The organism is Sphingomonas sp. URHD0057, from assembly GCF_000620665.1.
GTDB lineage: Bacteria > Pseudomonadota > Alphaproteobacteria > Sphingomonadales > Sphingomonadaceae > Sphingomicrobium.
This window is the reverse complement of the sequence record NZ_KK211162.1, coordinates 770,873-797,475: the sequence shown is the minus strand read 5'-3', so window position 1 is coordinate 797,475 and position 26,603 is coordinate 770,873. Positions and strand designations below refer to the sequence as shown.

Here is a 26,603-nt window from a genome sequence, read left to right as displayed (position 1 = left end):
CAGCGCGCCATGATCGGCAAAGTGCTATTTCGTGCCCACCGTTCGCCTCGCCGCCTCCGCCAGTTCGGTCACCGAGAAGGGTTTCGGCAGGAAGTTGACATGATCGATGTCGATCGAGTTGCGAAGCTGCTCCTCGGCATAGCCGGACATGAACAGAATCTTGAGGTCGGGCCAGGTCTTGCGCGCCTCCCGAACCATCGTCGGGCCATCCATCCCGGGCATTACGACGTCGGTGATCAGCAAGTCGATGTGCTCGCCGCGGCCAAGGACTTCCAGCGCGTCCTCGCCATTGTCGGCGCAGATGACCGTATAGCCGTGCCGGGTCAGCGCGCGCTCGGCGACGCTGCGAACCATCGGCTCGTCCTCGACCAGGAGCACGGTCCCGCTACCCCATAGTTCGTCCTGCTTGGGCTTGCCGAGCTTGCGTGAACGCGCGGCGCCGGCCTCCTCGCGAAAGACGGGGAGGTAGATTACGAAGCGCGTACCGTGCCCGACTTTGGAATCGGCGAAGATGAAACCGCCCGATTGCTTGACGATGCCGTATACCGTCGAAAGCCCAAGGCCGGTGCCCTTGCCCACTTCCTTGGTGGTAAAGAAAGGCTCGAAAATCTTGCCGAGCACCGCGGGCGCGATGCCGCAACCAGTGTCGGTCACCGATAGAGCGCTATAGTCGGCGACGGGCAGGATGTCGGAGCCGAGCTCGGCAACCTGATCGGCCCGCACCGAATAGGTTTGGATGGTCAGCGTGCCGCCGCTCGTCTCGGCCATGGCGTCGCGCGCGTTGACGGCGAGGTTGACGATGACCTGCTCGAGCTGGCCTGGATCGGCTCGAACCGGCCCCAGCGTACGGCCGTGCTTGACGACCAGCTCGACGGTCTCGCCGAGCAGCCGTTTCAGCAGGTGCGAAACTTCCGAGACCACGTCGGGGAGCTGCAGCACCTGCGGCCGCAGGGTTTGCTGGCGCGAGAAGGCAAGCAGCTGTCGAGTAAGGCCTGCGGCGCGGTTCGAATTCGATTTGATCTGCTGGATGTCGTCATAGTCGCTGTCGCCTGGCGTGTGGCGCATGAGCATGAGGTCGCAATGGCCGATGATCGCGGTCAGGATGTTGTTGAAGTCGTGCGCGACGCCGCCCGCGAGCTGGCCGACAACCTGCATCTTGGTCGCCTGCGCCACCTGGCGCTTGAGCTTGGCTTCCTCGCTATTGTCCTTGAGCAAAAGGAGCACCGCGGCGTCGCCGAGGCCTCGGAGGCCGGCGATCGTCAGCGCGACGGGCTCGGAGCTCTGACCCGTCAAGCGCACCGCGAGATCGCCCGACATTGCGGGGCCGCGAGAATTGCGCCGCACCGCGTCCGCAACCGCGGCCTTGTCCTCTTTGACTACGAGGTCGCCGGGATAGACGGGAAGCGCCGAACCTTTGATGCCGCCAGCCTGGCGGAACGCCTGGTTCATCGTCAGGAAGCGGCCGTCCCGGTCGACCAGCGCAAGACCGATCGGAAGGACATCAAGCAGGGCTTGCAGATTGGAGGACTGGGATCGAGTCCCGGACTGGCCAGGGTCGAACAACAGGAATGTGCCCGGACCGCCCGCCTCGTTCGTCGGATCGGCTGAAATATGCACCGCGCTAAGTGAGCCGCCGCCCTCGCCTTCGGCGACCAGCCGCATCTCGCCATGTTCGTCGGCTTCGACGAGATCGAGAAAATCGACGGCGCCGACGAGTTGCCCGGGCCTCAGCGCCCGCTCGAGAAACGGCTCGTTTCCGGCTAGCAGCTTTCCGTTGGCGTCGACCACGGCCGCAAGCACCCCTGCAGCTGCGATCTGCGATCCGGTCAGGCCCTGAATGCGGCGGGCGGCGGTCGTCAACGCGTCGGGCGAGGACGGCCCGGGGAAGCGCCACAGCAGATGATGATCCTGCGCGCCCACCCGCTCGACCTCGACCGGGATCAGACCGCCTTCGGTGCCAATTCCGGCGACGCAGCCTGCCCCGTCCCGGCTGGCCATGGACTTTGCCATTTCGAGGCCGTTGCGCGCCTCCTCGTCGATGCCGAGGCTGAGCGGCGGCCGGCTGCCGCCGAACCGCTCACGATAAGCGGCGTTGACAATTAGCAACGAGCCTTCGCTCGTCGTCAGCGCCGCGGGGTCGCGGCCGAGCCCGAGCGCGGACCCGACCAGAGAATAGTCGGGCCCAAGCACGATCGGTTCGATCCGGGGCGATGGAAGCGGCTTTCGCCAAACGACCAGTCCCGCCGCGATCAGCCCGCCTACCAGAGCCGCTGCCGCGAGCCACAATTGACTGATCAGCAGCAGCAGGATCGCCAAAGTCGCTCCCGCTCCGGTCGACAGGATCGGGGCAAGCCACCGCTCCCACCGATCAAGCTGTGCAGATTCTAGCGGCGGGAGGGTCTGGTGCAGCATCTATGGCGTCTTACCAGATGCGAACGCGGTCCGCAGGGTCAAGATAGAGCTTCTGGCCGGGCTGCACCTTGAAGGCCGGATACCAAGGGTCGAAGTTGCGGACGATCCAGGTGCGCTGCGCGGACGGCGAGTGCGGATCGGTCAGCAACCGGGCTTGCAAATTCGCCTCACGATAATTGCGCCGCCAGACTTGCGCCCAACCGAGGTAGAAGCGCTGGTCCCCGGTTGTACCGTCGATCACCGGCGGCTCCCGGCCGTTCAGCGACGCATGATAGGCATCGTACGCCGACGACATCCCAGCGAGGTCGCCGATGTTTTCGCCAAGCGTGAACTCGCCCTTCACGTGCGCTCCGGGAAAGACTTCGTAGGCGTCATATTCCTTCACAAGTCTGCCGGTCAAAGCCTTGAAACTCGCCACATCCTTCGGCGTCCACCAGTCCGACAAATTGCCGTGGATGTCGTATTTCGATCCTTGGTCGTCGAAGTGGTGGCTCATTTCGTGGCCGATCACCGCGCCGATCCCGCCGTAGTTGATCGCCGGGTCGGCGTTGGGATCGAAGAAGGGCGGCTGGAGGATCGCCGCCGGGAACGTGATCGCGACCAGCTTGAAATTCGCCTGGGCGTTCACCGTCATCGAATCGAAGCCCCATTCCCAGCGCATGATCGGCTGACCGAGCTTGTGGATGTTCCAATCATGCGACCATTGATTGGCGTGCATCGCATTGCCGAACAGGTCGTCGCGGCGGACGTCGAAGGTGTAATCGTGCCACTGCGTCGGATAACCGATGCGCGGCGTAAAGGCGGCTAGCTTCGCCTTTGCCTTCACCTTAGTCTCTGGGGCCATCCAGCTGAGGTTGTCGATGCGCCGGCCCATCGCCGCGATGATGTTGGCGACGAGGTCATCCATCGCCGCCTTGGATTCGGGCGGAAACCACTTGGCGACATAGAGCTTCGACACGTCGTCATCGAGGACGTTCGTGGTGAAATCGACCGCCCGCTTCCACCGCGGTTGGTTCTCCGGCGTACCGTTCAACTTGGTGCCGAAGAAAGCGAAATTCTCATCCGCCACCGCTTGAGGAAGGACGTCGGCATACGTGTCGAGCGACTGGACGATGAGCTGGTCCTTGAGTACCTGAAGCGGAGCCTTGGCCGACAGCGCTGCGATGTCGCGAAACGCGCTGGGTTCGGCGACGAGCAGTTCGTTGACGCTCGCGCTGCGTCCCTTGAAATATCCCGTCCAGTCGAAGCCCGGCGCGAGCTTCCGGAGCTGCGCAAGGGTCATCTTGTTATAGGTCTTGGTCGCGTCGCCGACGTCCTCGCGGGTCCATGAGACCTTCGCGATTCTGGTCTCGAAATCCATGATCGCCTTGGCGCGAGCAGCGGCGGCGTTGGTCTCGCCGGCTAGCGTCAGCATCTTCGTCAAATGATCGAGATAACTGGCCCGGAGCGAGACAAAGTTCGCGTCGGGAAGCAGGTACATGTCGCGATCGGGCAGTCCGAGCCCGGCCTGGCCGAGGCCGGTGATATAAATGTCGGTGTTACGGTCGTCCTGGATGACGCCGCCGCCGAACAGGCCGGTGATGCCGTTGCGCGCGGCCTCGCCTTGGAGGGCGGCATAGCCGTCGCGGCTCTTGAGCGCGCGCACCTGATCGAGCCAGGGCTGGATCGGCGACAGCCCCTTGGCCTCGACCCCGGCCTCATCGAGGAAGCTCGAATAGGCCATGCCGATGCGGCTGCTGGGATCATCCTTCGCCGCGTCGAGGATATCGCGGACCCGTTGCTGGCTGAGGTCCTGCAGGACCGAGAACGACCCGTAATTCGACTTGTCGGAAGGGATCGGCGTGTTCTTTAGCCAGGTTCCATTGGCGTAGAGGTAAAAATCGTCGCCCGGTGCAACGCTCGTATCCATCCCCGCGGAGTCGAAGCCGAAGCTGCCGTATTGCGGTTTGGGAGCAGGGGCCGGCTCGGGCGCCGGAAGAACGGCCTCAACGATCGCTGGAGGCGGGGGCGGAGGTGCGGGCGGCGTCGTTGCGCAACCGGCGAGAATGGAGGTGGCCAAGCCCAAAACGATAACGCGGTTCATGTGATTTCCCTCAAATCTGTACGACGCGGCGATTGCCCACCGGCGGGCTCTCGGCCATCCCGGAATCGACGGCCGCGCCCTTCCTGGCTGCAAACAGCACCTCAGATTCGCTCCGCGCGCCGGGCCTGCCGGCGTTGGCGCGACCGGCTCCCGAGCCATGCCCGCCAGGCGATGCCCGAGGTCAGATAACCAAGCGCGGCCGCGCCGACGGCAATCGTCAGCACTCCGACCGCGATCGGCCCCGAAGCCTCGTGGATCCAGAAGAGCATCCGGCTGAGCTCGCCCGAAAAGCGCTCGGCGGCCGCCGGGTTCACCAGCGTTGCGTCATGGTTCAGCTCCCACGAGCCGATCCGGTAAGCGGCATAATAGAGCGGCGGAATGGTCAGCGGGTTGACCACCAAGGTGAAGACCGCGGTGATGGCGATGTTCGCCCGCAGCGGGATCGCGAGGAGAGCGGCGATCGCGGTGTGCATCACCGGGATGATGATTCCGACGAACAGCCCAAGCGCAACGGCGCGTGGTACCGATCGCGGGGTCATTCGCCACAGCGCTGCCTGGCCCAGGTGCGGGGCAAACGGCCGCAGGATTCGATGGCGGTGAATATTCTCGCGGGTCGGGATGTGGTCTCGGAGCCACTTCATGCGCGTGGGCCTACCTCAGCCATTGTGCCGGAGAAGTCGTTGTTGCTCGCGCTTCCAGTCCCGTTCCTTCACCGTCTCGCGCTTGTCGTGAACCTTCTTGCCGCGAGCGAGCGCCAGCTCGACCTTCGCCCTCCCGCTCGAATTGAAATAGAGGGAAAGCGGGACGAGCGTTAGCCCCTGCCGGGTGATCGCTCCGTGCAATCTCGCGATCTCGCGGCCTTTGAGCAACAGTTTGCGCTGCCGCCGAGGCTGATGGTTGAGGCGGTTGCCATGACTGTATTCGGGGATGTGACTGTTGATCAGCCATACCTCCTCCCCTTCCACGGTGGCGTAGCTCTCGGCGATCGACCCCTCGCCCTGGCGCAGCGACTTCACCTCGGTTCCGGTCAGCTGGATCCCCGCCTCGAGCCGATCCTCGACGAAATAGTCGAAGCGCGCGCGCCGGTTCTCGGCCACGACCTTTTGCTTGTCGAACGGGGCAGGAAGCGGCTTGGCCATGAAGGATCAGGCGAGCCCCGCACGCTCGAGCGCCTCGTCGACGGCGCGCTTCGACGCGTCGGACGCTTCGACCAGGGGCAGGCGGAGATCGGTCGGGAAGCCCGGCCGAATGCGAGACAGGGCATATTTAACCGGGCCGGGCGAGGCATCGGTGAACAGAGCCGTGTGCAGCGGGAACAGTCGGTCCTGCAGCTTCAACGCGTCATCCCAGCGGCCCTCCCGCGTCGCTTTTTGGAAATCGGCGCAGAGCCGAGGCGCGACGTTGGCGGTGACCGAGATGCAGCCGACGCCGCCCACGGCGTTGAAGGCGAGCGCGGTCTCGTCGTTGCCGCTGAGCTGGATAAACTCCTCGCCGGAGGCCAGGCGCTGAGCGGTGACTCGCCCGAGATTGCCGGTCGCATCCTTTACCCCGACGACGTTCGCTAGCTTGCCGATCTCGGCCAGGGTCTCGACTGAAATGTCGACCACCGCGCGGCCAGGGATGTTGTACACGATGATCGGCAGCGCCGAAGCAACGGACAGCGCCTTGAACGCGGCAAGCATGCCCGCCTGGCTCGGCCGGTTGTAATAGCCCATCACGATCAGTGCCGCATCGGCGCCCGCGTCTTTCGCCGCATGCAGATATTCGATCGCATGCTCGACATTGTTGCTGCCACAGCCGGCAATGACCGGCACGCGACCGGCCGCCACCTCGACCGCGATCTCGATCACGCGGCGTTGTTCAGTGGCGCTCATCGTCGCACTTTCGCCGGTGGTCCCGCATGGCACGAGCGCATTGCTGCCCTCGGCGATTTGCCATTCGACCAGCTCGCGGAATGTGTCTTCGGCGACACGCCCGCCCGAAAATGGGGTCACAAGCGCCGGAATCGAACCGAAAAACATGAACTTGCTTCCTCGATCGGGAGTTTTCTGTGGACGGATTGGCCGTGTTCACTGGCTGATAAGGAGCGGGGCGGCAAAATGTCCAGCATGTGGCGTCCTAGCCTGGTCTTGCCGGCCCTACTGGCCCTTGCTCCGTCGAGCTCGGCGCAATCGCCGGTGCCTTATGCTTACCCGCGGGTCTATGCGGCACCGGCGGCAAGCAACGTCGGCTATGCGCTCAACGACTGGCGGCGGTTGCGTCAGAGCAGCGGCTACAGTTTCGCCGATTATGCGAATTTCCTGATCGCCAATCCCGATTGGCCGGACGAAGCAAAGATGCGGCGCTGGGCCGAGAAAGCCATGCACCCGGGTGAAAACGCGGCCACGGTCATTGCCTTCTTCGCGCACGACAAGCCGGCGACCGGAAGCGGCTATGCCCGCCTTGCCGAATCCTATGCGTCGAGCGGGCGGATGACCGAAGGTCTCGAAGCCGCGCGCAATGCCTGGGCCTCGGACGACCTTAGCGGGGCCGACGAGCAGGTGATTTGGGGGCGCTACGGCGGCAGCTTCACTCGCGCCGACCACGACCGGCGCGTCGATTCGCTTCTGTTCGCCAAGAAGGCTGACGATGCCGCGCGCTTCGTGCCGATGGCCACGCCTTCGCGCCAGGCCGCCTTCGGAGCGCGCGTCGCAATGCAGCGCAACGATGCCGACGCCGAGAGCCGCTACGGCACCGTCATCGGCACCGTCACCAGCGACGCCGGCCTGATGATGGACCGGGCCCGCTGGCTGCGCGCCAACAATTTCAATCGGTCGGCCCAGGACCTTGCCGCGCGGGCGCACAATTTCACCTATCGCCCCGCGGACCCGGATCGTTTCTACGACATGCTGTTGCAGCTCGCCGCCGACGCGGCGCAGGACCGACAGTGGCAGCTCGCCTACAATATCGCGAGCCAGGTCGACGATGCGCTGCCCAACGGCTCGGCGGTTGCGGACCAGCCCCTCGAGGTGCGCGACAATTATACGAGCCTGGTCTGGCTCGCGGGCAACGTCGCGCTCGATCGCCTCAATCGGCCCTCCAATGCGATCGCGATGTTCGATCGCTATTCGCGCGCGGGGCGCTCACTCCAGGTGCATACCAAGGGCGATTACTGGGCGGGCCGTGCGGCACTGTCGGCGGGCCAGTTCCCGACGGCCAACAGCTATTTCCAGCGCGCAGCCGCCTATCCGGAGCTGTTCTACGGGCAACTCGCGCTCGAGCGGCTCGGCCGCTCGGTTCCGGCGCCGCCGCAATCCTTGGCCAATATCACGACCGCTCCGGCGGCGCGCGCGGCCTTCTCCAACAACCGGATCGTCCAGGCGCTGCGAGTCCTTGGTCAGCAACGCCAATCGACCGAGCAGGCGCTATTCGTGAGGACGCTCGCCGAGTCGCTCAATAACGACGCCGACCGCGGTTTGGCGGTTGAGCTTGGCCAGCAACTCGGGCGGCAGGATCTTGCGGTGTGGGTGGCGCGGATGGCGCGAGTCAAAGGATCGATGTTCTACGTCCGCCAGGCCTATCCGACGCTGGCCTCGGTTTCGGGAGACAATTGGTCGCTCGCCCACGGCATCAGCCGCCAGGAGAGCTCGTTCGACCCTTATGCTGTGAGCCACGCGGGCGCCCGGGGAATGATGCAGCTAATGACCGGCACGGCGCGCGAGCAGGCCGGCAAGATGGGCGTCGGCTACGACAGCTATCGCCTGATCAGCGATCCCAATTACAACGTCATGCTTGGCTCGGCCTATTTCCAGCGCATGCTCAACATCTGGAACGGCAGCGTCCCGCTCGCGGTCGCGAGCTACAATGCGGGATCGGGGAATGTCGGCAAATGGGTCCGGCAATATGGCGACCCCCGGAGCCAGGTGGACATGCTGAAGTGGATCGAGGCGATCCCTTACACGGAGACCAAGGCCTACGTGCAGCGGGTGATCGAGAACAGCGTCGTTTACGACTCGATGCGCGGCAGCCCGTCGCAGCAACAGGCGCTCCACGTTTCGCGCTACCTGGGGAAGACCAGGCCCGCGTAAAGGGCCTCATGGCCGATTCCCCACCGCGCTTCATCACGCCCGAAGGGTTCGCGCGCCTGCGCGCCGAATATGAGGAGTTGTTCGGCATCGAGCGGCCGAAGATCGTCGAAGTCGTCTCGTGGGCCGCTTCGCTCGGGGATCGGTCCGAAAATGCCGATTACCTCTATGGCAAGAAGCGGCTCCGCGAGATCGACCGTCGGCTCACTTATCTGTCGCGGATCATGAAGGCGGCCAAGGTCGTCGACCCCGCCGCCCAGCAGGCGCGCGACCAGGTTCGCTTCGGCGCAACGGTCGAGCTGGCGGATGAGGACAACGATCGGCGCACGCTGACGATCGTCGGCGACGATGAAACCGATGCGGGCTCCGGCAAGATCGGCTGGAGCGCGCCGCTGGCTCGCGCTTTGGTCGGCGCGAAAGTGGGCGAGGAGCGGATCGTGCACCTGCCCGCCGGCGAGAAAAGCTATGAAGTGATGGCGATCCGCTATCCGGATTAGGCGGCGCGGTTCGGAGCTCCCACGATGTGCGGCGGCTCCGCCGGCATGGTCTCGGCCCACACGTCCGCGATCGTCGTAAGCGCGGCGAGCCCGGCCGAACGCTCGTCGCTGCCATCGATCTTCCGCCACGGCGACCAGCGGGTGTCGGTGTTGGCGAAGAGTTCGGCGACGGCTTTCGCATAGCCTTCGTCGGCAACGCGAACCGGCTCGTCGCGGCGGATGACCGGCCACCACATGTTGCCCGCGCGCTCGGCGAGGCGGCGCTCCTGGACGTCCGCGGTAATCTCGAAGAACAATTTGACGATCAGCGTCCCATAGTCGCGCTGCTGCGCCTCGAACTCGTTGATCTCGTCGAAGGCGCGAGCCGCCGCCTTGTCGCTGATCCGCCCCTGAAGGCGATCGTCGAGCACCCGCCGGTACCAGCTGCGATAGAAGACGGTCGTGTCGCCGGCGCTCGGCAGCTGCCGCCAAAAGGGCGCCAGCCAATGACCCTCGGCCGACTCCCGCCGGTCATGATGAATCGGGCAAATCCGCACGTGGCAGGGGTCGAAGGCCGCGGCGAGCTGCTTCAGCGCGTGCTTCTTTCCGGCGCCGTCGGGTCCCTCGAAAATGATGATCGCGCGGCGGCCGTGCGCGACCTGCGGCAACTGCAGCTCCCCAAGCTGATCGCACAGCGCCGCAAGCGTCGAATGGAACGGCTCCCCGCCCGCGGCTTGCAGCCAATCTGATCCGGTTTCGGCCATCGCTGCAGAGTAGCCGCGCGGCGATTGGTCCACAATTGACGTCGAAACGGATCGAGCGACCCGTCCCGATTTGGCACGCAACCGTGGCCGGTCGGCCACGACCGGCGTCAGCTCGGCTCGACGATCCGGATGTTCAGCTCCTTGATCTGGTTGGGATAGACTTCCGAAGGCGCGTTCATCATCAGATCCTCGGCCTTCTGGTTCATCGGGAAGAGGATCACCTCGCGGATGTTGGGCTCGTCGGCGAGCAGCATGACGATCCGGTCGATGCCGGGCGCCGAGCCGCCGTGGGGAGGCGCGCCGAACTTGAACGCGTTGATCATGCCCGCGAAGTTGGTGTCGACTTCCTGACGCGTGTAGCCGGCGATCTCGAAGGCTTTGTACATGATGTCGGGACGATGGTTGCGGATCGCGCCGGAGCTCAGCTCCACGCCGTTGCAGACGATGTCATATTGCCAGGCGAGGATGTCGAGTGGGTCCTTGCTCTCCAGCGCTTCCATCCCGCCCTGCGGCATCGAGAACGGATTGTGGCTGAAATCGACCTTCTTCTGATCGTCGTTATATTCGAACATCGGGAAGTCGACGATCCAGCAGAAGCGGAACGCGCCTTTCTCGATTAGGTCGAGCTGCTCGGCGACACGCGTGCGCGCAGCACCCGCCAGCTTGGCGGCCTCTTCTCCCTTCCCGGCGGCGAAGAATATTCCGTCGTCCGGGCCGAGGCCCATCTCGTCGGCGAGACGCTTCATGCCCTCCTCGCCATGGTTCTTGGCGATCGGCCCACCCCACTCGCCGCCTTTGCGCGTCGCATAGCCGAGGCCGGCGAAGCCTTCGCCGCGCGCCCATTCGTTCATGTCGTCGAAGAACTTGCGGCTCTTCTCGGCGGTGCCCGGCGCCGGGATAGCGCGAACGACGGCGCCCTTTTCGACGAGGCCGGCAAACAGCCCGAAGCCCGAGCCTTTGAAATGCTCGCCGACATCGCTGATCAGCAGTGGATTGCGCAGGTCGGGCTTGTCGCTGCCGTACTTGAGCAGCGCTTCCTTGTAGGGAATGCGCAGATATTCGCCCGCGGGAGTCACGCTCTTTCCGTCGGCGAACTCCTCGAACACACCCGACAACACCGGTTCGATCGCAGCGAACACGTCATCCTGGGTGACGAAGCTCATCTCGAAGTCGAGCTGGTAGAATTCGCCGGGCGACCGGTCGGCGCGGGCGTCCTCGTCGCGAAAGCAGGGGGCGATCTGGAAATAACGGTCGAAGCCGGCGACCATGATCAGCTGCTTGAACATCTGCGGCGCCTGCGGAAGTGCGTAGAACTTGCCCGGGTGGACGCGGCTCGGGACCAGATAGTCGCGCGCGCCTTCCGGGCTGCTCGCGGTCAGGATCGGCGTCTGGAACTCCGTAAAACCCTGGTCGATCATGCGCCCGCGGATCGAGGCGATGACTGCCGAGCGCAGCATGATGTTGGTGTGAACCTGCTCGCGGCGGAGGTCGAGATAGCGGTACTTGAGGCGGATCTCCTCCGGATAGTCGGCTTCGGTTGCAACCGGCATCGGAAGCTCGGCAGCTTCCGACTGGACCGTCACCGGCCCGGCGCGGACCTCGATCTCGCCAGTTCCGAGATTGGCGTTGATCGTCTCGGCCGAGCGAGCGACGACCGCGCCTTCGACCGTCACGACCGATTCGACACGCAGCCGATCGAGGATCTTGAACGCGGGCGAATCCGTATCGGCGACGATCTGGGTGATTCCAAAATGGTCGCGAAGATCGACGAACAGCAAATGGCCGTGATCGCGCTTGCGGTGGACCCAGCCGGACAGCCGGACGGTTTCACCGACATTGGTGACGCGCAACTCGGCGCAACTATGGGTGCGATAGGCGTGCATTTGGAAACGGTTCTCGTTCGAACGATGATGGCGGAAAACGCGGGCCGCGCTTCAATGGGGGAAAGCTTTTTGTCAACCCGCGAGGGCGCGGCTATTGGCCATGAGGACTCATGCGTATCCATCCTTTGATCACCCGTTCGGACGACCTCCAGGCCCTGGTCGATCGCCTCTCGAAGCATCCATTCATCGCCGTGGACACCGAGTTCATGCGCGAGAATACTTATTGGCCCGACCTGTGCCTGATCCAGGTCGCGAGCGTCGATGAAGCGGCGGCGATCGATCCCAAGGCTGATCTCGACCTCAAGCCCCTGCTGTCGCTGTTCGTCGAGAACGAAGACGTCCTCAAGGTCTTCCACGCCGGGGGACAGGACCTCGAGATTATCCACAATCTGACGGGAAAAGCCCCCAGCCCGTTGTTCGATACCCAGATCGCCGCGATGGCGCTCGGCCATGGTGAGCAGATCGGCTATTCGAATCTCATCGAGAGCCTGCTCGGGCACAGCCTCGATAAAGGCGCGCGCTTCACGGACTGGGGCCGCCGACCGCTGGACAAGCGCCAGATCGATTATGCCATTGCTGACGTCACCCATCTTGCGACCGTGTTCCCGCGCATGGTGGAGAAGCTCCGCAAGACCGGGCGCGGAGCCTGGCTGGACGAAGAGATGGAACGCCTCGCCGATCCCTCGAGCTTCGCCTTTCCGCCGGAGGACGCGTGGAAGCGGCTCAAGCTTCCGAGCCGCAACCCCGCGGTGCTCGGCCGCCTGAAGGCGCTCGCGGCGTGGCGCGAGACCGAGGCGCGATCGAAGAACCTGCCGCGCGGCCGGATCATCAAGGACGACACTCTGGCCGAGATTGTGCTCCATCCGCCAAAGACCCAGGACGACCTTGGCCGAGTGCGCGGGCTGTCGGCGGGATGGCGGAACAACGATATCGGCGCGCGGCTGGTGGCCGCGCTGGCCAACGTCAAGCCGCTCGATCCTGAAGAAATGCCTGAGCGGGACCCGAAACGCCCTGGCCTCACCAAGGACGCCGTCCTCGTCAGCGACCTCCTCAAGCTGCTGCTCAAGATCCGCGCCAAGGAAAGCGGCGTCGCCGCCAAGCTGATTGCGCGGTCGGACGACCTCGAGGCTCTGGCGGCAGGCGTCCGCAAGGGCCTCAATATGCTGTCGGGCTGGCGCTACGAGCAATTCGGCAAGGACGCGCTCGATCTGGTCGAGGGCCGCCTCGCCTTCGCGATCGAGAACGGCAAGCTCAAGATGAGCCGAGTGGCCGAGCCGGAGAGTGTCGATGCATAAGCTCGTACTTGCGCCCATCGCTCTGATCGCTTGCGCAGCCACCCAGAATCTCAAGGTCGGGATCGACCAGGTTCCGCCAGGTTCGAAGTGCGAACCGAGCGCGATCCTCAACTCCTTCGTCGGACAGCCCGCGTCGGTCGCGCTCGCCGCCAGGTTGATGACCGCGGCACGAGCGCCGAAGCTGCGCTGGGTGGCCGCGGGGCAAGCCGTGACGATGGATCACAGTGCGCATCGCCTGACCGTTCAGCTTAACGCCGAGAACCGTGTGGTATCGATGACCTGCGGCTAAAAAGCGCGGGAGATTTTCAAATGCGTAAGATCGTCCTCATCGCACCGGCCCTGCTCGTTGCCTGCTCGACGGCGCCTGCGCAGCCGGTCGTGCATGGCCAAACCCCGGGTCACACTTGCGTCGAAGGCGCGGCCGACAGTCACTTCGGCGAGGTGCGAAGTGACGCCGTCGGCAAGGCAATCCTCGCCGCGACTCATGCCGCGGTCATTCGCTGGGCGCCGCCCAATGTGATGCTCACCATGGATTATCGCGCGGACCGGGTCACGATCTGGCTCGACGAGGCTAACAAGATTACCAAGATCCGCTGCGGCTAGGCGGCTTCGCCGATCATCTTCGCTTCCATCAGGGCTCGACGGATGGTGGGCAGCGACAATCGCGCGCGCTCGGCGATTGCGAACCGGTCGACCGCTTCGACGGCGCGCTCGGCGGTCCAGTAATCGCGATGCAGGCGCTCGACCATGAAGCGCAAGGCGTCCGGCGGAATATGCAGCCCGCGGTCCGCGAAGAACAGCTGGATCAGCGCGCCGAACAGGACATCGTCGGGGAGCTCGATACGAACGACCGGAGTAACCGCCAGCCTGGTCTGGAGGTCGGGCAGACGCGGCGTCCAGGCGGGCGGCACTTCGTCCGCGATCATGATCAACGGCCGGCCAATGTCCTGCGCCTGATTCCAGGCGTGGAACAGCTCCTCCTCGTTGCGCTGCTCGGCGTCGTCGAACAGCCGCCCGCCGACGCGTTCGACGAAGCTGCGCGCGAGCAGCGTCCTTCCCGACCGCCGCGGACCGGTGAGGATCGTCGCCTTGACCGGCCACAAGCTCCATTGCCGAAAATGTTCGAACGCCTGGCGATTCGCGTCGGACACGATGAAGCGCGCGTCACCCTCGCTGTGCGGCCAGTCGAGCGGGAGCGCGATCTGGTCGGGGCCGGGCTTCATTCGTCCCCGGTCTTCGCCGCCGGTTGCGCCGGTGGCACCGGCTGAGGTGCGGGCGCGGGCTGCGTGGGCGACGGCGGCATCGCCGGCGGCTTGTCGGAATCGGACCGGAGGCGAACTACGGTGCCAGCGACTTCGACCACCCATCCGCGAGCGCCAAGCGCTCCCGCCAATTGGGAGATGTCGCCTTTGAACTTGACCAGGATGTAGCTGGTGCCGCCAGGGTTGATCTGCTGCGGGCTCGCCGATTCAACGCCGGGCAGCGTGCGCAGGTGCGCCATCGCGAAATTGTAGAAATTTACGTTCTTGCCGGTGACCTGCACCTGGAATGCGTTGGCGAGGTTGACCGGCGCGGCCGACACCTCGGTCGGCGGCAGTTCGATCAGCGGCGGCGGCGGCAGGTTGAGCGATTCGTCGCGATTGAGCCGGCCGGCGGCAAGCGCCTGGCCGAACAACTCGTCCATGCGCTCCGCGCCCTGCGCCATCATCGCCGGGATCTGATCGCTGTTGCGGGCGGTCAAGGTGAAGCCACCGACAATTTCACCATCGGGACCGTGGCGGGCGATGAACCGCCCGCGCGCCGGACCCCCGGGATAAAGCCGTTGCAGCTGGACCTCGGCGACCAGGATGTCGGCAGCGCCATAGAGGTCGATGATGTTGCGCCACCAACCTCGGCCGGGACGCCAAACCTGCGCCGCGTTGACCAGCATCGGGTCGACTCCAAGGCCGCTCACCCGGACATAATCGATCGGGCTCTGCGACGTGCGGAACTGGGCCCAGGCGCGCTGCCAGGCGTTGCGCAGCTCGACGCTGGTCGCGGTCCCGGCGGTGATCGTCACCGGAATCAGCAGCATCGGTACCGACCGCCGAACCTCGCCTCCTTCGACTCCGAGGAACGGTGCGGCACGCGCGCGATCGAACAGTATCCCGAGATCGGCGATATAGCGGTTGGGCCCGATCAGCTCGTGCTCGACGTTGATCGAGCTGACGATCTGGTCGAGCGTGCCGTCGGGCAAGTTCGGCGCCTGGCCGATCGGCGCATGGTGCATCTTCGCCCACAGCGCCTTGAATCCCTGGCGCTGGGCGATGCGCCAGCCCGCGTAGCGGGTCGCCTGCGGATCGGTGCCGCCAACGTCGACATGGATGCCCGTGATCTCGAGCGTGCCCGAACTGTCGATCGGCGAGATCCCGCGGTCGCCACCTTCGAGCTGCGCGTAGACAAGCGCCGACAGCCCGGAGATGGCGACCAGCAGCAATAAAGGGATGGCAAAGCGGCGGCGCAGCATTCGCGGCGCCTTTTGGCGACAACGGCGTGGAAATCCAAGCAGCTTGTCTCTACTGGCGGCTCGCGATGAGCCAAAAGCCCCTGACTTATGCCGACGCCGGCGTCTCGATCGATGCCGGAAACGCGCTGGTCAAGACGATCGGCCCCCTTGCCCGTTCGACCGCCCGACCTGGCGCGACCGCCGAGCTTGGGGGTTTCGGCGGCATTTTCGACCTCAAGGCGGCCGGCTACAGCGATCCGCTGCTGGTTGCCGCCAACGATGGGGTCGGGACCAAGCTCAAGCTGGCGATCGAGACCGGGCGGCACGAAGGTGTCGGCATCGACCTTGTTGCTATGTGCGCCAACGACCTCATCGTTCAAGGCGCCGAGCCGCTGTTCTTCCTCGACTATTACGCGACCGGGAAACTCGGCAATGAAGTGGCCGCGGCAGTGGTCGCCTCGATCGCCGAAGGCTGCCGCCAGGCCGGCTGTGCGCTTATCGGCGGCGAAACCGCGGAAATGCCCGGCATGTACGCGCCGGGCGATTACGACCTCGCCGGCTTCTGCGTCGGCGCGGTCGAGCGGGACCAGGTGCTGACGGGAGCGAACATCGCTCCCGGCGACCTGATCCTTGGACTTGCCAGCTCGGGGGTCCACAGCAACGGCTTCTCGCTGGTCCGGCGGATCATTGCCGAGCATAGCTGGAATCTCGAGGAGCCGCTTCCGTCCGAGGGCGGAAAAACTCTTGGCGAGATGCTGCTTGAACCGACGCGCATCTACGTTCGCCAGCTTCTCCCGGCGATCCAAAAGGGCCAGATCAAAGGTCTTGCACATATCACCGGTGGCGGACTTCTTGAGAATATTCCAAGAGTTTTGCCTGAAAATTGCCATGCTGTCGTAGATACCGGACTGTGGGATCTGCCCGCGATCTTCGCGCTTCTGCAGGAGGGCGGAAACGTGGCCCCGGAGGAGCTGGCCCGGACCTTCAACTGCGGCATTGGGATGGCCGTCATCGTGAGCGAGGACAACGCGGACGAGTTGCTGAGCGATCAATACCTGTTCACCGGAGCTGCTCAGCGTATCGGTCGCATAGAAGCCGGGCCGCGCGGCTGCACCGTTCAGGGCAAGGCGGGAACCTGGAACTCGACCGAGGATTGGTCCGCGACCCACAATGCGTGATCCGGGTCGAGTGGCGATCCTGATCTCGGGTCGCGGCAGCAATATGAAGGCGCTGGTCGAACAGGCTCAGGGCTATGAGGTCGTGCTAGTCGCATCCAACAAGCCGCTCGCGCCCGGTCTCGAATGGGCACGCGCCGCCGGCCTGCCGACTTGGGCATTGGACGGCAAAGGCGTGGACAAGCAGGAGTTCGACCGGCTTCTCAGTGCCGCGCTCCACGACCACCAGGTCGGGACGATCGCCCTCGCCGGCTTTATGCGCATCCTCTCGCCCTGGTTTGTCGATCAGTGGCGTGGGCGGATCGTCAACATTCACCCGTCACTGCTGCCCAAATACCAGGGCCTCGATACCCATGTGCGCGCGCTTTCGGCGGGGGACGCGGTCAGCGGCTGCTCGGTCCACCTCGTCACCGAGGAGCTTGACGCGGGCGAGGTGCTCGGCAGCGCGGAAGTACCGATCGAGCCCGATGACACTCCCGAAAGCCTTGAACAACGAGTGCTCGCCGCCGAACATCAACTTTACCCCAAAGTGCTGGGCGAGTTCGTCCACAAATGACCGAAGCCTTGAACCAAGTGCGGCAGGCCGCGCTCGATCTCCCCGAGACGGAAGAGCGGCTATCGCACGGCCAGCCGACCTTTTTCGTCGCCGGCAAGCAGTTCGCGCAGTTCCGCGACAATCATCACGGCGACGCGAAGACCGTCGTCTGCGTCCGGGTCAGCAGCTTCGACGAGCAGTCCATGCTGATCGAGGCCGATCCCGCCACTTATTCGAAGCCCGCGTACCTGCCGAGCTGGATCTCGATCAATCTCGTCGGTAATGGCGTCGACTGGGACCGTGTCGCCGACCGCATCGCGGCGAGCTGGGAGCTTGCGGCGCCGCGACGATTGCTCGAAGCAGGCGGCCGATGACCGACGACCAGGCCCACCGCCGCTTGATCAACCTGGGTGAGCTGATCGCAATCGCCGCGCTGGCTGTCTCGGCGGTCGGCGTGTGGATCGCGTGGAAGAGCAGCAGCGAGGACAAGCCGACGCGAGTCGTCGAGCAGCGCCAGGCGATCCCGCTGACTCTTCGCGGAACCGTCCAGGATGAGGGCCGCGCGCTGGTCATCGAGCCGATCGAGCAGAGCCATGCCCTCGAATCGCTGACATTGACGATCAAGGGCGCAAGCCCGATCGAGCTCGGGAGTGACGGCAGATTGGACGCCGGTTCCGTCGAATCGGCGATCGGCGACAAGGACGACGCAAAGGGCGCGCACAGCCTGCCGGTCCGGATCGATGCCCGTTACGTCGAAATGGGCAAGGACCGGCGCGGCGGCGGCAGCTACGTGCTGCGCTACCGCTGGGAGGGCGGAGGCTTGTTCGGCGGCCGCTCCTTGCGGCTGACCGGCTTTGGCCGCTGACTAGCCGACGATTTCGGACTGGCTGAAGAAGAAGTCGATCTCGATTTTCGCATTCTCGTCGCTGTCCGAGCCGTGGACCGAATTCGCCTCGATCGACTCGGCGAAGGCCTTGCGGATCGTCCCCTCGGCCGCGTCGGCCGGATTGGTAGCGCCCATCACGTCGCGGTTGCGCTGCACCGCATTGTCGCCCTCGAGGACTTGAACCACCACCGGCCCTGACGTCATGAAGGCACACAAATCGTTGTAGAACGGCCGCTCGCTGTGGACCGCGTAAAAGCCTTCGGCCTGATCGCGGGTCATGTGGATGCGCTTGGACGCGACGACGCGGAGGCCCGCTTCCTCCAGCATCTTGGTGACGGCGCCGGTGATGTTGCGGCGAGTCGCATCGGGCTTGATGATCGAAAAGGTGCGCGTCACGGCCATGACCGGGCGGTCTCCTGTATTTGGGTGAATGGGGAATTGGCCGCTGCGCCTAGCCGCGCGGACCAAGCGCTGCAACCCTCAGGCCTGCTGCTTCCAGCGTCCCTCGACCTGCGCCCAGTAGCGGCGCTCCACCCCATCCCTGCCGGCCAGCAGCTTCCACGCCAGCCGGGCCGCGTCGAGCGTGTCCGCGCCGAACAAATAGAAACTGCGGTCGTAGGCAAGCGCGGCATCCCGCCACTCGCCATCGGCGATCAGCATGTTGCGGGCGAGGTTGGGCGCATCGGGGCTCTGCGACAGCAGGATCGGCTGGCGGGAGTCATCGGCGCCGCCGGCAAGGCCGTGGGGCAAGAAGCTGGTCGGGCCGTGGTCCCACAACATGCGGTCGAGCCGGGTCAGGAACGCCTCATCGGACGCGACCACCAACAGCCTGCCGTCGGCGGCGATGACTTTTTCCGCGAGGCTCGCGATGACCTGATCGGCGGGACTTCCGCCTAGCTGGTAGAAATCGACCTGCACCGCTCCTTAAGCCTCCAGCACCTCGGCGACATATTCGTCGAGCAGGCGAACGCCGTAGCCGGTCGCGCCCTTGTCGTAGGTGGCGCTCGGCTTATCGGACCAGGCCTTGCCGGCCATATCGATGTGCGCCCATTTCACCCCATTCTCGACGAAGCGCTGGATGAACTGCGCCGCGGTGATCGAACCGCCCTCGCGAGGGCCGACATTTTTCATGTCGGCGATTGGCGAATCGATCAGCCGGTCGAACGGCTCGGCAAGCGGCATGCGCCACAATTTGTCCCCCGAATCCGCGCCGGCCTGCTGCAGCTTCTCTGCCAGTTCATCGGTGTTGGAGAACAGGCCGGCCCATTCGTGGCCGAGGCTGATGAGGATCGCACCGGTCAGCGTCGCGAGGTCGATGATCGTCGAAGGCTTGAAGTTGCGTTGGACGTAGGTGATCGCATCGGCGAGCACGAGCCGGCCCTCCGCATCGGTGTTGATAACTTCGACAGTCTGGCCCGACATCGTCGTAACGACGTCGCCCGGGCGCTGGGCATTCCCGCCGGGCATGTTCTCAACCAGTCCGCAGATACCGACGATGTTGGCCTTGGCCTTGCGCAGCGCAAGCGCCTTCATCGCCCCGACGACCGCACCGGCGCCGCCCATGTCCCACTTCATCGCTTCCATGCCGGCGGCCGGCTTGATCGAGATGCCGCCGGTGTCGAAGGTCACGCCCTTGCCAACGAAGGCGACCGGCTGACCGCCTTCGCCGCCCCCGTTCCACTTCAGGATGAGAAGACGCGCCTCGCGTACCGAACCTTGGGCGACGCCAAGCAAGGCGCCCATGCCGAGCTTCTCCATCGCCGCCCGGTTAAGTACCTCGATGTCGACGCCGGATCCTTTCAGCGAGGCTTGGACGCGTTCGACGAAGCTCTCGGGATAGATGATGTTGGCCGGCTCGGTGACGAGCTCGCGAGTCAGGGAGACGCCTTCGTAAACCGGTGCCCAGCGATCCATGTAATGCTGGCCCGCGGCCTCCCCGCCACCGACCACGATAACCTCGTTCAGAGTCGGCTTTTGCTTGTCCTTGAGCTTGGTGCGGTAGCGATCGTAGCGCCAGGCCCGAAGCGCCGCCGCGAGACCCACCCGGGCCGCGCTGTCCGCATCGAGCCCAAGGCCCGTGACGTCGACCACCGCCTTGGCCTCGCCCGAGGTCAGCAGTCGCCCGACCGCGGTGCCGCCAAGCTTCTCGGCAATATCGTGCTGGTCGGATCCGTTTCCCGTACCGACAACGAGCAGGCGCCGGGACGTGCCGTGGTCATCAATGAACAGCTCCGCCGCGCTCGCGGCTTCACCGTCGAAACGCTGGCGTTCGAGGGCTGCTACCACCGACGGCTGCGCCGCGCCGAGCGCGTTGAGCGCGGAGCGGTCCTTGCCGGCGACCGGCAGAACCAGCGCATAGTCGCCCTCGGGCCGCGCGTCGGCGAAACGAATCTGCATTTTGGATATTCCTCGCAACGCGAAATGTTGCGGCTCCTTTAGGATGCAAGCGCGGCCTTGGCAAAGTCGCGCGCTGGACGATTGTCGGCGCGCTTTTCAGGTGCGATAGGCGGAGCCAAGCAGGCATCAAGGCGAGTTGGGACGGGCAGCGTTGCGAAGATCATTCGCCTGGTGGACATCCCTGCCCTTCCTGATCGCGGTGCCAACTGCGGCCTGGGCCCAGGAACCCGCGGCAGCGACACCGCCCGCCCCGGCGACTCCCGATCAGATCATCGAATTCAGCGCCGATCAGGTCAGCTACGACAGCGACGCCGACATCGTCACCGCCAGCGGCCAGGTGAGGATGTCCCGCGACGGCAATTATCTTGCGGCCGAGCAAGTGACCTGGAACCGCGAGACCGGTGAGGTTCGGGCCAATGGCGATGTGGTTATGGTCACGCCCCAGGGCGACAAGCTCGTCGGCGCCGATGTCGTCCTCACCGACACGCTGCGGGACGGCACGATCCAGAATCTGTTGGTCGTGCTCGACAGCGGCGGCCGCATCGCCGCCACCCGTGGTGTTCGGTCGGGCGAGACCACGACCCTAGAGAACGCGATCTATTCGCCATGCCCGGTGACGACCGCGACCGGCTGCCCCAAGAATCCAAGCTGGGCGATCACCGCGGTCCGAGTCATCGATGATCCCGCCCATCACAAGGTCCGCTTTCAGGGCGGGCGGTTCCGGCTGTTCGGGATCGAGCTGCCGCTGCTGCCGATCTTCAGCATCAATACCGATACGGCGGGGGCGTCGGGCTGGCTCGTGCCCGACATCAGCCTTTCCACGCGTAAGGGGCTGGAGGTCGCGCTGCCGTACCATTGGCAGCTTGGCCCCAACCGCGACCTGACGGTCACACCGCACGTCTACACCGGCGTGCTCCCGGGAATCGAGGCCAAGTATCGCGCGCTGAATTCGGTGGGGGCGTTCCAGCTCGGAGGTTTCCTGACCTACGGCAAGATCGACGACCCCGACCCCACCGCCACTTCGACCGGCAACCGGCATGATTTGCGCGCTTATGTCGAAGGCAACGGCAAGTTCCAGCTGAGCCCGGTATGGAGCATCACCAGCTCGGTCCGGGTTGCCACCGACAAGACGGTGACCCAGCGCTACGACATCACCTACGACGACCGGCTCCGCAATTTCGTCAATGTCGAGCGGATCGATGTCGACTCCTACGTCAGCATCGCCGGTTGGGCGTTCGAAGGCTTGCGCGTCGACGATGTCCAGAAGCAGATCCCGATCGCGCTTCCGGCGATCGACGCACGATTCCGGCTGGAGGACATCGCCGGCGGCAAGGTCGAGTTGCAGGGCAACAGCCTGTCCATCATCCGTATCGAAGGCCAGGATACCCAGCGCGCGTTCCTTAGCGCGCGATGGGACCGGCGCTTCCTGACTGCCCTCGGCCAGGAGGTGACGCTGACGGCCTACGGACGCGGCGATGTCTACCACACCGACGATGCCGCCGACACGACCGTCGCCGTCTATCGCGGCGAGGATGGCTGGCATACGCGCGCGATCGGCGCGCTGGCCGCGGACGTGAAATGGCCGTTCGTGGGCAGCGCCTTCGGCGGCACCCAGCGCCTCGTCCCGCGCGTGCAGCTGGTGCTGACGCCGGCGACCCCAAACCTCGACATTCCGAACGAGGACGCCCGCGCGATCGACCTCGAGGACAGCAATCTTTTCGCGCTCAACCGCTTCCCCGGCTACGACCGCTGGGAAGACGGGTCGCGGATCACCTATGGCGTCGACTGGTCGCTCGATCGGCCGAACCTGTCGGTCACCAGCAACATCGGCCAAAGCTATCGAATCGTCAGCCGGCCGGGCATCTTTCCCGAAGGCACGGGGCTCACCGATCAGCTGTCGGACATCGTCGGCAGGACCCGCATCCGCTACGGCCGGCTGATCGACCTCACTCATCGCTTCCGGCTCGACAAGAACAACCTGGCGCTCCGCCGAAGCGAGCTCGATCTCACGGTCGGAACCGACCAGACCTATGTCCAGGTCGGCTACCTGCGCCTCGATCGCAACATCGACCCGACCATCGAGGATTTGCGCGACAAGGAAGAGTTGCGCCTGGCGGGCCGGGTGAAGTTCCGGCGCTATTGGTCCATCTTTGGCGCCACCGTGCTCGATCTCACCGATCAGAAAGAGGACCCGCTATCGATCGCCGACGGATTCACTCCCGTGCGGCACCGGCTCGGCTTTCTTTACGAGGACGATTGTCTGGAGCTTGGCCTGACGTGGCGCCGCGACTATGAGCGCATCGGGACGTTCCGCAAGGGAAGTACCTTCGCCCTTCACGTGTCATTAAAAGGGCTAGGCCGCTAAGGCTGCGTTCAGCAGGTCGGGATAAAGCGGCAATCGACATATTGGGTTGGGGAATAAGGGAAAATCAAGACGTGGCAGTAGTTTTTCGAATGATTTCCACGCGCGCGCTTGGCGCCGCTGCCTTGGGGGCTATGGCCATCGCCACTACAGCGATCGCGCAGCAGGCCGGCCCGCCGTCCCCCACCCCGGCGCCAAATAGCTCGAAGTTTCTCAACCTGCCGGAAAACGCTCAGGTCTTCGGCACTCAGATGCCGTCGGTGATCAAGGCGACCGCAATCGTCAACGGCGACGTCATCACTCAGACCGACGTCGACCAGCGGCTCGCCCTGCTCGCCATTTCACAGGGCGCCCAGATCCCGGCCGAGGAGATCGATCGCCTGCGTCAGCAAATCCTCCGCAACCTTATCGACGAGTCGCTGGAGATTCAGGCGGCGAAGACCGAGAAGATCGACGTCAAGACGGCGGATATCGATCGCACCATCGCCCGGGTCGCAGGCGGTGTGAAGCAAACACCGGAGCAATTCGCCGCGTACCTCGAGAACGGGGGCTCGTCGATCAGGACGATCCGCCGTCAGATCCAGGGGGAAATTGCCTGGCAACGGCTGCAGCAGCGCAAGATCGAGGTCACCATCGGCGACGACGAGGTCAAGGCCGTCATCGACAAGATGACCGCGGCGAAGGGCACTCAGGAATTCCGTGTCGGCGAAATCTTCCTGCCCTCTCCCCCAGGAGAGGAGGCGCAGACGATGGACAACGCCAACAAGATTCTCGACCAGCTGAAGAACGGCGCATCGTTCGCGGGATACGCTCGGCAATATTCGCAATCGTCGTCGGCGGCGGTCGGCGGCGACCTCGGCTGGATGCGTCCCGAACAGCTGCCCGATTCCATCGCCACGGTCCTTCGCGGCATGGCCCCGGGAACGATCAGCAATCCGATCCCGAATTCGGGCGGAGTATCGATCATCGCGGTGCAGGACACACGGCGCCTGCTAACTCACGATCCGCGCGACGACGTCCTCACGCTCAAGCAGGTTTCGATCGTCTTTCCCAAGGGCACGAGCCGGGCCCAGGCGGAGCCGATCGTTTCCCGCTTCGCCGAAGCCGCGCGGAATGTCGCGGGCTGCGGCGCGGCGGACAAGCTCGCCGCGGATTTCCATGCCGAGATCGTGCAGAGCGACGGCACCAAGTTGCGCGACCTTCCCTCGACCCTCCAGAACATGATGGTGCCGATGCAGGTCGGCCAGGCCACTTTGCCGTACGGCAACCTGGAGGACGGCGTCCGCGTCCTCGTGATTTGCGGCCGGGATGAAGTCGACCCCGATCAGCCGAGCTATGATCAGGTCTACAACCAGCTCAACGATGAGCGCGTGAACACCCGCGCGCGCCGCTATCTGCGCGACCTTCGCCGCGACGCGGTGATCGAATTCCGCTAATCGCGAAATTCCTTTAAGGCGGCGGCCGTGTCTTCCGTCCCCGACTTTCCGCTTGCGGTCTCGCTCGGCGACCCTGCCGGTATCGGTCCGGAAGTGATCGCCAAATGCTGGGACAGCCGCGCCGAATTCGGGCTGCCGCCGTTCGTCGCGATCGGCGATGGACGATCGATCGCCGCCGTATGGGACGGGCCGATCGAGGTCGTCGACGATCCCCGCCAGGCCGATTCCGCGTTCGATTACGCGCTTCCGCTGATCCAGCTTCCGTCCGCCGACGAAGACGTTCCCGGCCATCCGAGCGTCGCCGGCGCCCATTGCTCGCTCGATTCGCTCGAGCTGGCAGTCGGCCTTGCCCGCTCGGGTTCAGCCGCCGCGGTCGTCACCGGCCCCGTGGCCAAGGAGCAGCTCTACGCGATCGGCTTCCAGCATCCGGGACAGACCGAGTTCGTCGCGGAGCGCTGCGGAATTGCGCCGGGCAACGTGGTCATGATGCTCGCTGGGCCCACGCTGCGCACCGTGCCGGTAACGACCCACGTCGCCTTGGCCGACGTGCCCCGGTTTCTCTCGGCGGCGCTGATTGAATCGCGTGGGCGGGCCGCGCTGCGCGGGCTCCAGCGAAATTTCGGCATTGCCGATCCGAGGCTCGCCATCTCGGGCCTCAATCCCCACTCAGGGGAATCCGGCCAGCTCGGCCGCGAAGAGATCGAGATTATCGAGCCCGCCATCGCGGCGCTCGCGGCGGAGGGCTGGCGCGTCAGCGGGCCTCACCCCGCTGACACGATGTTTCATGTCCGCGCGCGGGCCAATTACGACGCGGCGTTGTGCATGTACCATGACCAGGCGCTGATCCCGATTAAGGCGCTCCACTTCGAGGAAGCGGTCAACGTCACGCTGGGCCTGCCGATCGTCCGCACCGCCCCCGATCATGGCACTGCGTTCGATATTGCCGGGCAGGATCGCGCCGACCCCCGTCCGATGGCAGCGGCGATCCGCATGGCAGCACAGTCCGCCGCACTGCGTGCCGAAGCGGCTTGAGCAGCTCGCCCGAACCGCTTCGCGAGATCATCGCCCGCCACGGGCTTAGCGCGAGCAAGGCACTCGGCCAGAATTTCATCCTCGACCGGCAGCTGCTGGCGCGGATCGCGGCCATTCCAGGTTCGCTTGAAGGCCAGAAAGTGTACGAAGTTGGCCCCGGTCCTGGCGGGCTAACCCGAGCCTTGCTCGATGCCGGCGCGAATGTGGTGGCGGTGGAGCGCGACCGGCGCTGCCTTCCCGCGCTCGACGAGCTGCGCCGGGACTTCCCGACCCGCCTCACGGTGATCGAAGGCGATGCGCTGAAGGTCGATGAACGCGAAATCGCCGGCGCGGGCGCGCACGTTGTTGCGAACCTGCCCTACAATGTCGGCACCGCGCTCCTGCTCGATTGGCTGAGCGGAGAATGGCCCCCGTGGTGGTCGTCACTGACGTTGATGTTCCAGCAGGAGGTGGCCGACCGGATCGTCGCGGCATCCGATAGCGATGCCTACGGCCGCTTGTCGGTCGCCGCCCAATGGCGTTCCACTCCGCGCATCGCCATGCGCCTCAGCCGTTCTGCCTTCGTCCCGCCGCCCAAGGTCGCCTCGGCCGTCGTCCATTTTGAGCCCGCGGACCAGCCGCCCGGCGTCGACCCGAAGGTGATGAAGCGGCTCACCGAAGCGGCCTTCGGCCAGCGCCGCAAGATGCTGCGATCAAGCCTTAAGCAATTTCCGGGTGCGCTCGACGCGGCGGAAGCGATGGGGATTGATGTCCGACGACGCGCAGAGACGCTCACCGTGGCCGAGTTCGTCGAGCTGGCGCGCGCCCTGAGCTAGTTCTTTTTCGGCACCTGCGGAGCCGTCGCCGAGGCGACGCTAGGCCCGCGCGTGATCGCGGTCGACAATTGCGCGACCTGCGGGCAGCCACCCTTTGCGCAAATCGTCTGCAGCTTCTGGAGGTTCGCCTGAGCGCGAGCGGTCGCGCCCAGCTCGACCATCGCCTCGCCCTGGACGGCGATTGCGTCCGGGTCGTTGGGCTCGAGCGCCAAGGCCTTGTTCGTCATGCGAATGGCCTTGCCGTAGAGGTGCTGCTTCTCGGCTACTCGGGCAAGGTCGACAAATGCGCCGCGATTGCGCGGATCGACTGCCAGCGCGGTTTCCAGGGCATCCTCGGCCTGCTCGAACTTGCCCGTGGCGAGCAGGCTCTTGCCCTGCCGCTGAAGCTCGACCGAGCGCGGCTGAATCTGATCATCGGTGCGCTGGCCCATGACGGGCGCCGCAAGCGCAAGGCCGGCGAAACCGATCAGCAAAAGGCGGGGCAAGGAACGCATAGTTTCTCC

The 26,603-nt window shown here is 65.0% G+C and carries 26 protein-coding genes; 13 read left to right on the top strand and 13 right to left on the bottom strand.

The features are described from left to right. Positions 1-24 precede the first annotated feature (24 nt). The 5 genes from N539_RS0112910 to dapA form a co-directional block, all read right to left on the bottom strand. The gene (locus tag N539_RS0112910; protein WP_081774354.1) at positions 25-2,412 is read right to left on the bottom strand and encodes a response regulator; all 2,388 of its coding nucleotides are present in this window, start codon (positions 2,410-2,412) and stop codon (positions 25-27) included. A 10-nt stretch (positions 2,413-2,422) separates the two neighbouring features. Further along, complete coding sequence (locus tag N539_RS0112905; RefSeq protein WP_028970600.1) at positions 2,423-4,495, bottom strand: M13 family metallopeptidase; 2,073 nt, start codon at positions 4,493-4,495, stop codon at positions 2,423-2,425. 101 nt (positions 4,496-4,596) lie between these two features. Continuing rightward, positions 4,597-5,136: a DUF2062 domain-containing protein gene (locus N539_RS0112900; RefSeq protein ID WP_028970599.1), complete on the bottom strand. Its 540-nt coding sequence runs from the start codon at positions 5,134-5,136 to the stop codon at positions 4,597-4,599. 15 nt (positions 5,137-5,151) lie between these two features. Further along, complete coding sequence (gene smpB, locus N539_RS0112895; RefSeq protein WP_028970598.1) at positions 5,152-5,634, bottom strand: SsrA-binding protein SmpB; 483 nt, start codon at positions 5,632-5,634, stop codon at positions 5,152-5,154. 6 nt (positions 5,635-5,640) lie between these two features. Continuing rightward, entirely contained in the window at positions 5,641-6,516 is an 876-nt protein-coding gene (dapA, locus tag N539_RS0112890; RefSeq protein WP_028970597.1) for a 4-hydroxy-tetrahydrodipicolinate synthase, read from the bottom strand. 87 nt (positions 6,517-6,603) lie between these two features. Between dapA and N539_RS17055 the strand changes: the two genes are divergently transcribed. Then, positions 6,604-8,562 carry a lytic transglycosylase domain-containing protein gene (locus N539_RS17055; RefSeq protein WP_197018422.1) on the top strand — a complete coding sequence of 653 codons (1,959 nt, stop codon included), beginning with the start codon at positions 6,604-6,606 and terminating at the stop codon, positions 8,560-8,562. 8 nt (positions 8,563-8,570) lie between these two features. Continuing rightward, positions 8,571-9,056, top strand: coding sequence for a transcription elongation factor GreB (gene greB, locus N539_RS0112880; RefSeq protein WP_028970596.1), 486 nt, complete (start codon positions 8,571-8,573; stop codon positions 9,054-9,056). Here the strand turns inward: greB and N539_RS17050 are convergent. Further along, positions 9,053-9,799: a hypothetical protein gene (locus tag N539_RS17050; RefSeq protein WP_037552779.1), complete on the bottom strand. Its 747-nt coding sequence runs from the start codon at positions 9,797-9,799 to the stop codon at positions 9,053-9,055. The two genes, greB and N539_RS17050, sit on opposite strands and share 4 nt — an antisense overlap. 107 nt (positions 9,800-9,906) lie before the next feature. Next, a complete protein-coding gene (aspS, locus tag N539_RS0112870) occupies positions 9,907-11,682 on the bottom strand; it encodes an aspartate--tRNA ligase (protein ID WP_028970595.1) in 1,776 nt (591 codons plus the stop codon). A gap of 110 nt (positions 11,683-11,792) precedes the next feature. Here aspS and rnd point away from each other — a divergent pair, with 110 nt between their 5' ends. The 3 genes from rnd to N539_RS0112855 are packed head-to-tail and all read left to right on the top strand — an operon-like array spanning position 11,793 to position 13,580. Then, a complete protein-coding gene (rnd, locus tag N539_RS0112865; protein ID WP_028970594.1) occupies positions 11,793-12,977 on the top strand; it encodes a ribonuclease D in 1,185 nt (394 codons plus the stop codon). Further along, complete coding sequence (locus N539_RS17955; RefSeq protein WP_028970593.1) at positions 12,970-13,266, top strand: I78 family peptidase inhibitor; 297 nt, start codon at positions 12,970-12,972, stop codon at positions 13,264-13,266. The genes rnd and N539_RS17955 overlap by 8 nt, the downstream gene beginning before the upstream one ends. A gap of 20 nt (positions 13,267-13,286) precedes the next feature. Continuing rightward, complete coding sequence (locus tag N539_RS0112855; RefSeq protein WP_037552778.1) at positions 13,287-13,580, top strand: I78 family peptidase inhibitor; 294 nt, start codon at positions 13,287-13,289, stop codon at positions 13,578-13,580. On the opposite strand, the gene N539_RS0112850 is transcribed toward N539_RS0112855, so the two are convergent. Together N539_RS0112850 and N539_RS17040 are read right to left on the bottom strand one after the other, a co-directional pair. Then, on the bottom strand, positions 13,577-14,200 hold the full coding sequence (locus tag N539_RS0112850) for an HdaA/DnaA family protein (protein WP_028970591.1): 624 nt from the start codon (positions 14,198-14,200) through the stop codon (positions 13,577-13,579). The two genes, N539_RS0112855 and N539_RS0112850, sit on opposite strands and share 4 nt — an antisense overlap. Then, on the bottom strand, positions 14,197-15,483 hold the full coding sequence (locus tag N539_RS17040) for a hypothetical protein (RefSeq protein WP_051531795.1): 1,287 nt from the start codon (positions 15,481-15,483) through the stop codon (positions 14,197-14,199). The genes N539_RS0112850 and N539_RS17040 overlap by 4 nt, the downstream gene beginning before the upstream one ends. 65 nt (positions 15,484-15,548) lie before the next feature. On the opposite strand from N539_RS17040, the gene purM reads away from it, so the two are divergent. Genes purM through N539_RS0112825 form a run of 4 tightly spaced genes read left to right on the top strand, consistent with a single transcriptional unit; the run spans position 15,549 to position 18,037 of the window. Further along, positions 15,549-16,640 carry a phosphoribosylformylglycinamidine cyclo-ligase gene (purM, locus tag N539_RS0112840; protein ID WP_028970590.1) on the top strand — a complete coding sequence of 364 codons (1,092 nt, stop codon included), beginning with the start codon at positions 15,549-15,551 and terminating at the stop codon, positions 16,638-16,640. Then, positions 16,633-17,193 (top strand): phosphoribosylglycinamide formyltransferase, encoded by a 561-nt coding sequence (purN, locus tag N539_RS0112835; RefSeq protein WP_028970589.1) that lies wholly within the window; start codon positions 16,633-16,635, stop codon positions 17,191-17,193. Before purM ends, purN begins: the two co-directional genes overlap by 8 nt. Then, complete coding sequence (locus N539_RS0112830; protein WP_028970588.1) at positions 17,190-17,546, top strand: MmcQ/YjbR family DNA-binding protein; 357 nt, start codon at positions 17,190-17,192, stop codon at positions 17,544-17,546. The genes purN and N539_RS0112830 overlap by 4 nt, the downstream gene beginning before the upstream one ends. Then, positions 17,543-18,037 (top strand): hypothetical protein, encoded by a 495-nt coding sequence (locus N539_RS0112825; protein WP_028970587.1) that lies wholly within the window; start codon positions 17,543-17,545, stop codon positions 18,035-18,037. Before N539_RS0112830 ends, N539_RS0112825 begins: the two co-directional genes overlap by 4 nt. Here N539_RS0112825 and ndk read toward each other — a convergent pair whose 3' ends face one another. The 3 genes from ndk to N539_RS0112810 form a co-directional block, all read right to left on the bottom strand. Continuing rightward, on the bottom strand, positions 18,038-18,460 hold the full coding sequence (gene ndk, locus N539_RS0112820) for a nucleoside-diphosphate kinase (protein ID WP_028970586.1): 423 nt from the start codon (positions 18,458-18,460) through the stop codon (positions 18,038-18,040). 78 nt (positions 18,461-18,538) lie between these two features. Then, positions 18,539-18,976: a DNA polymerase III subunit chi gene (locus tag N539_RS0112815; RefSeq protein WP_028970585.1), complete on the bottom strand. Its 438-nt coding sequence runs from the start codon at positions 18,974-18,976 to the stop codon at positions 18,539-18,541. Positions 18,977-18,982: 6 nt separating this feature from the next. After that, on the bottom strand, positions 18,983-20,455 hold the full coding sequence (locus N539_RS0112810; RefSeq protein ID WP_028970584.1) for a leucyl aminopeptidase: 1,473 nt from the start codon (positions 20,453-20,455) through the stop codon (positions 18,983-18,985). 151 nt (positions 20,456-20,606) lie between these two features. Here N539_RS0112810 and N539_RS0112805 point away from each other — a divergent pair, with 151 nt between their 5' ends. The 4 genes from N539_RS0112805 (at position 20,607) to rsmA (ending at position 26,100) form a co-directional block, all read left to right on the top strand. Beyond that, positions 20,607-22,820, top strand: coding sequence for an LPS-assembly protein LptD (locus N539_RS0112805; protein ID WP_028970583.1), 2,214 nt, complete (start codon positions 20,607-20,609; stop codon positions 22,818-22,820). A 131-nt stretch (positions 22,821-22,951) separates the two neighbouring features. Next, complete coding sequence (locus N539_RS0112800; RefSeq protein ID WP_051531794.1) at positions 22,952-24,253, top strand: peptidylprolyl isomerase; 1,302 nt, start codon at positions 22,952-22,954, stop codon at positions 24,251-24,253. A gap of 27 nt (positions 24,254-24,280) precedes the next feature. Then, positions 24,281-25,285 carry a 4-hydroxythreonine-4-phosphate dehydrogenase PdxA gene (gene pdxA, locus N539_RS0112795; protein WP_028970581.1) on the top strand — a complete coding sequence of 335 codons (1,005 nt, stop codon included), beginning with the start codon at positions 24,281-24,283 and terminating at the stop codon, positions 25,283-25,285. Next, positions 25,282-26,100, top strand: a complete 819-nt coding sequence (gene rsmA / locus N539_RS0112790; RefSeq protein ID WP_028970580.1) for a 16S rRNA (adenine(1518)-N(6)/adenine(1519)-N(6))-dimethyltransferase RsmA — start codon at positions 25,282-25,284, stop codon at positions 26,098-26,100. The genes pdxA and rsmA overlap by 4 nt, the downstream gene beginning before the upstream one ends. On the opposite strand, the gene N539_RS0112785 is transcribed toward rsmA, so the two are convergent. Beyond that, positions 26,097-26,594, bottom strand: coding sequence for a tetratricopeptide repeat protein (locus N539_RS0112785; protein WP_028970579.1), 498 nt, complete (start codon positions 26,592-26,594; stop codon positions 26,097-26,099). The genes rsmA and N539_RS0112785 overlap by 4 nt on opposite strands. Positions 26,595-26,603: the final 9 nt, after the last annotated feature.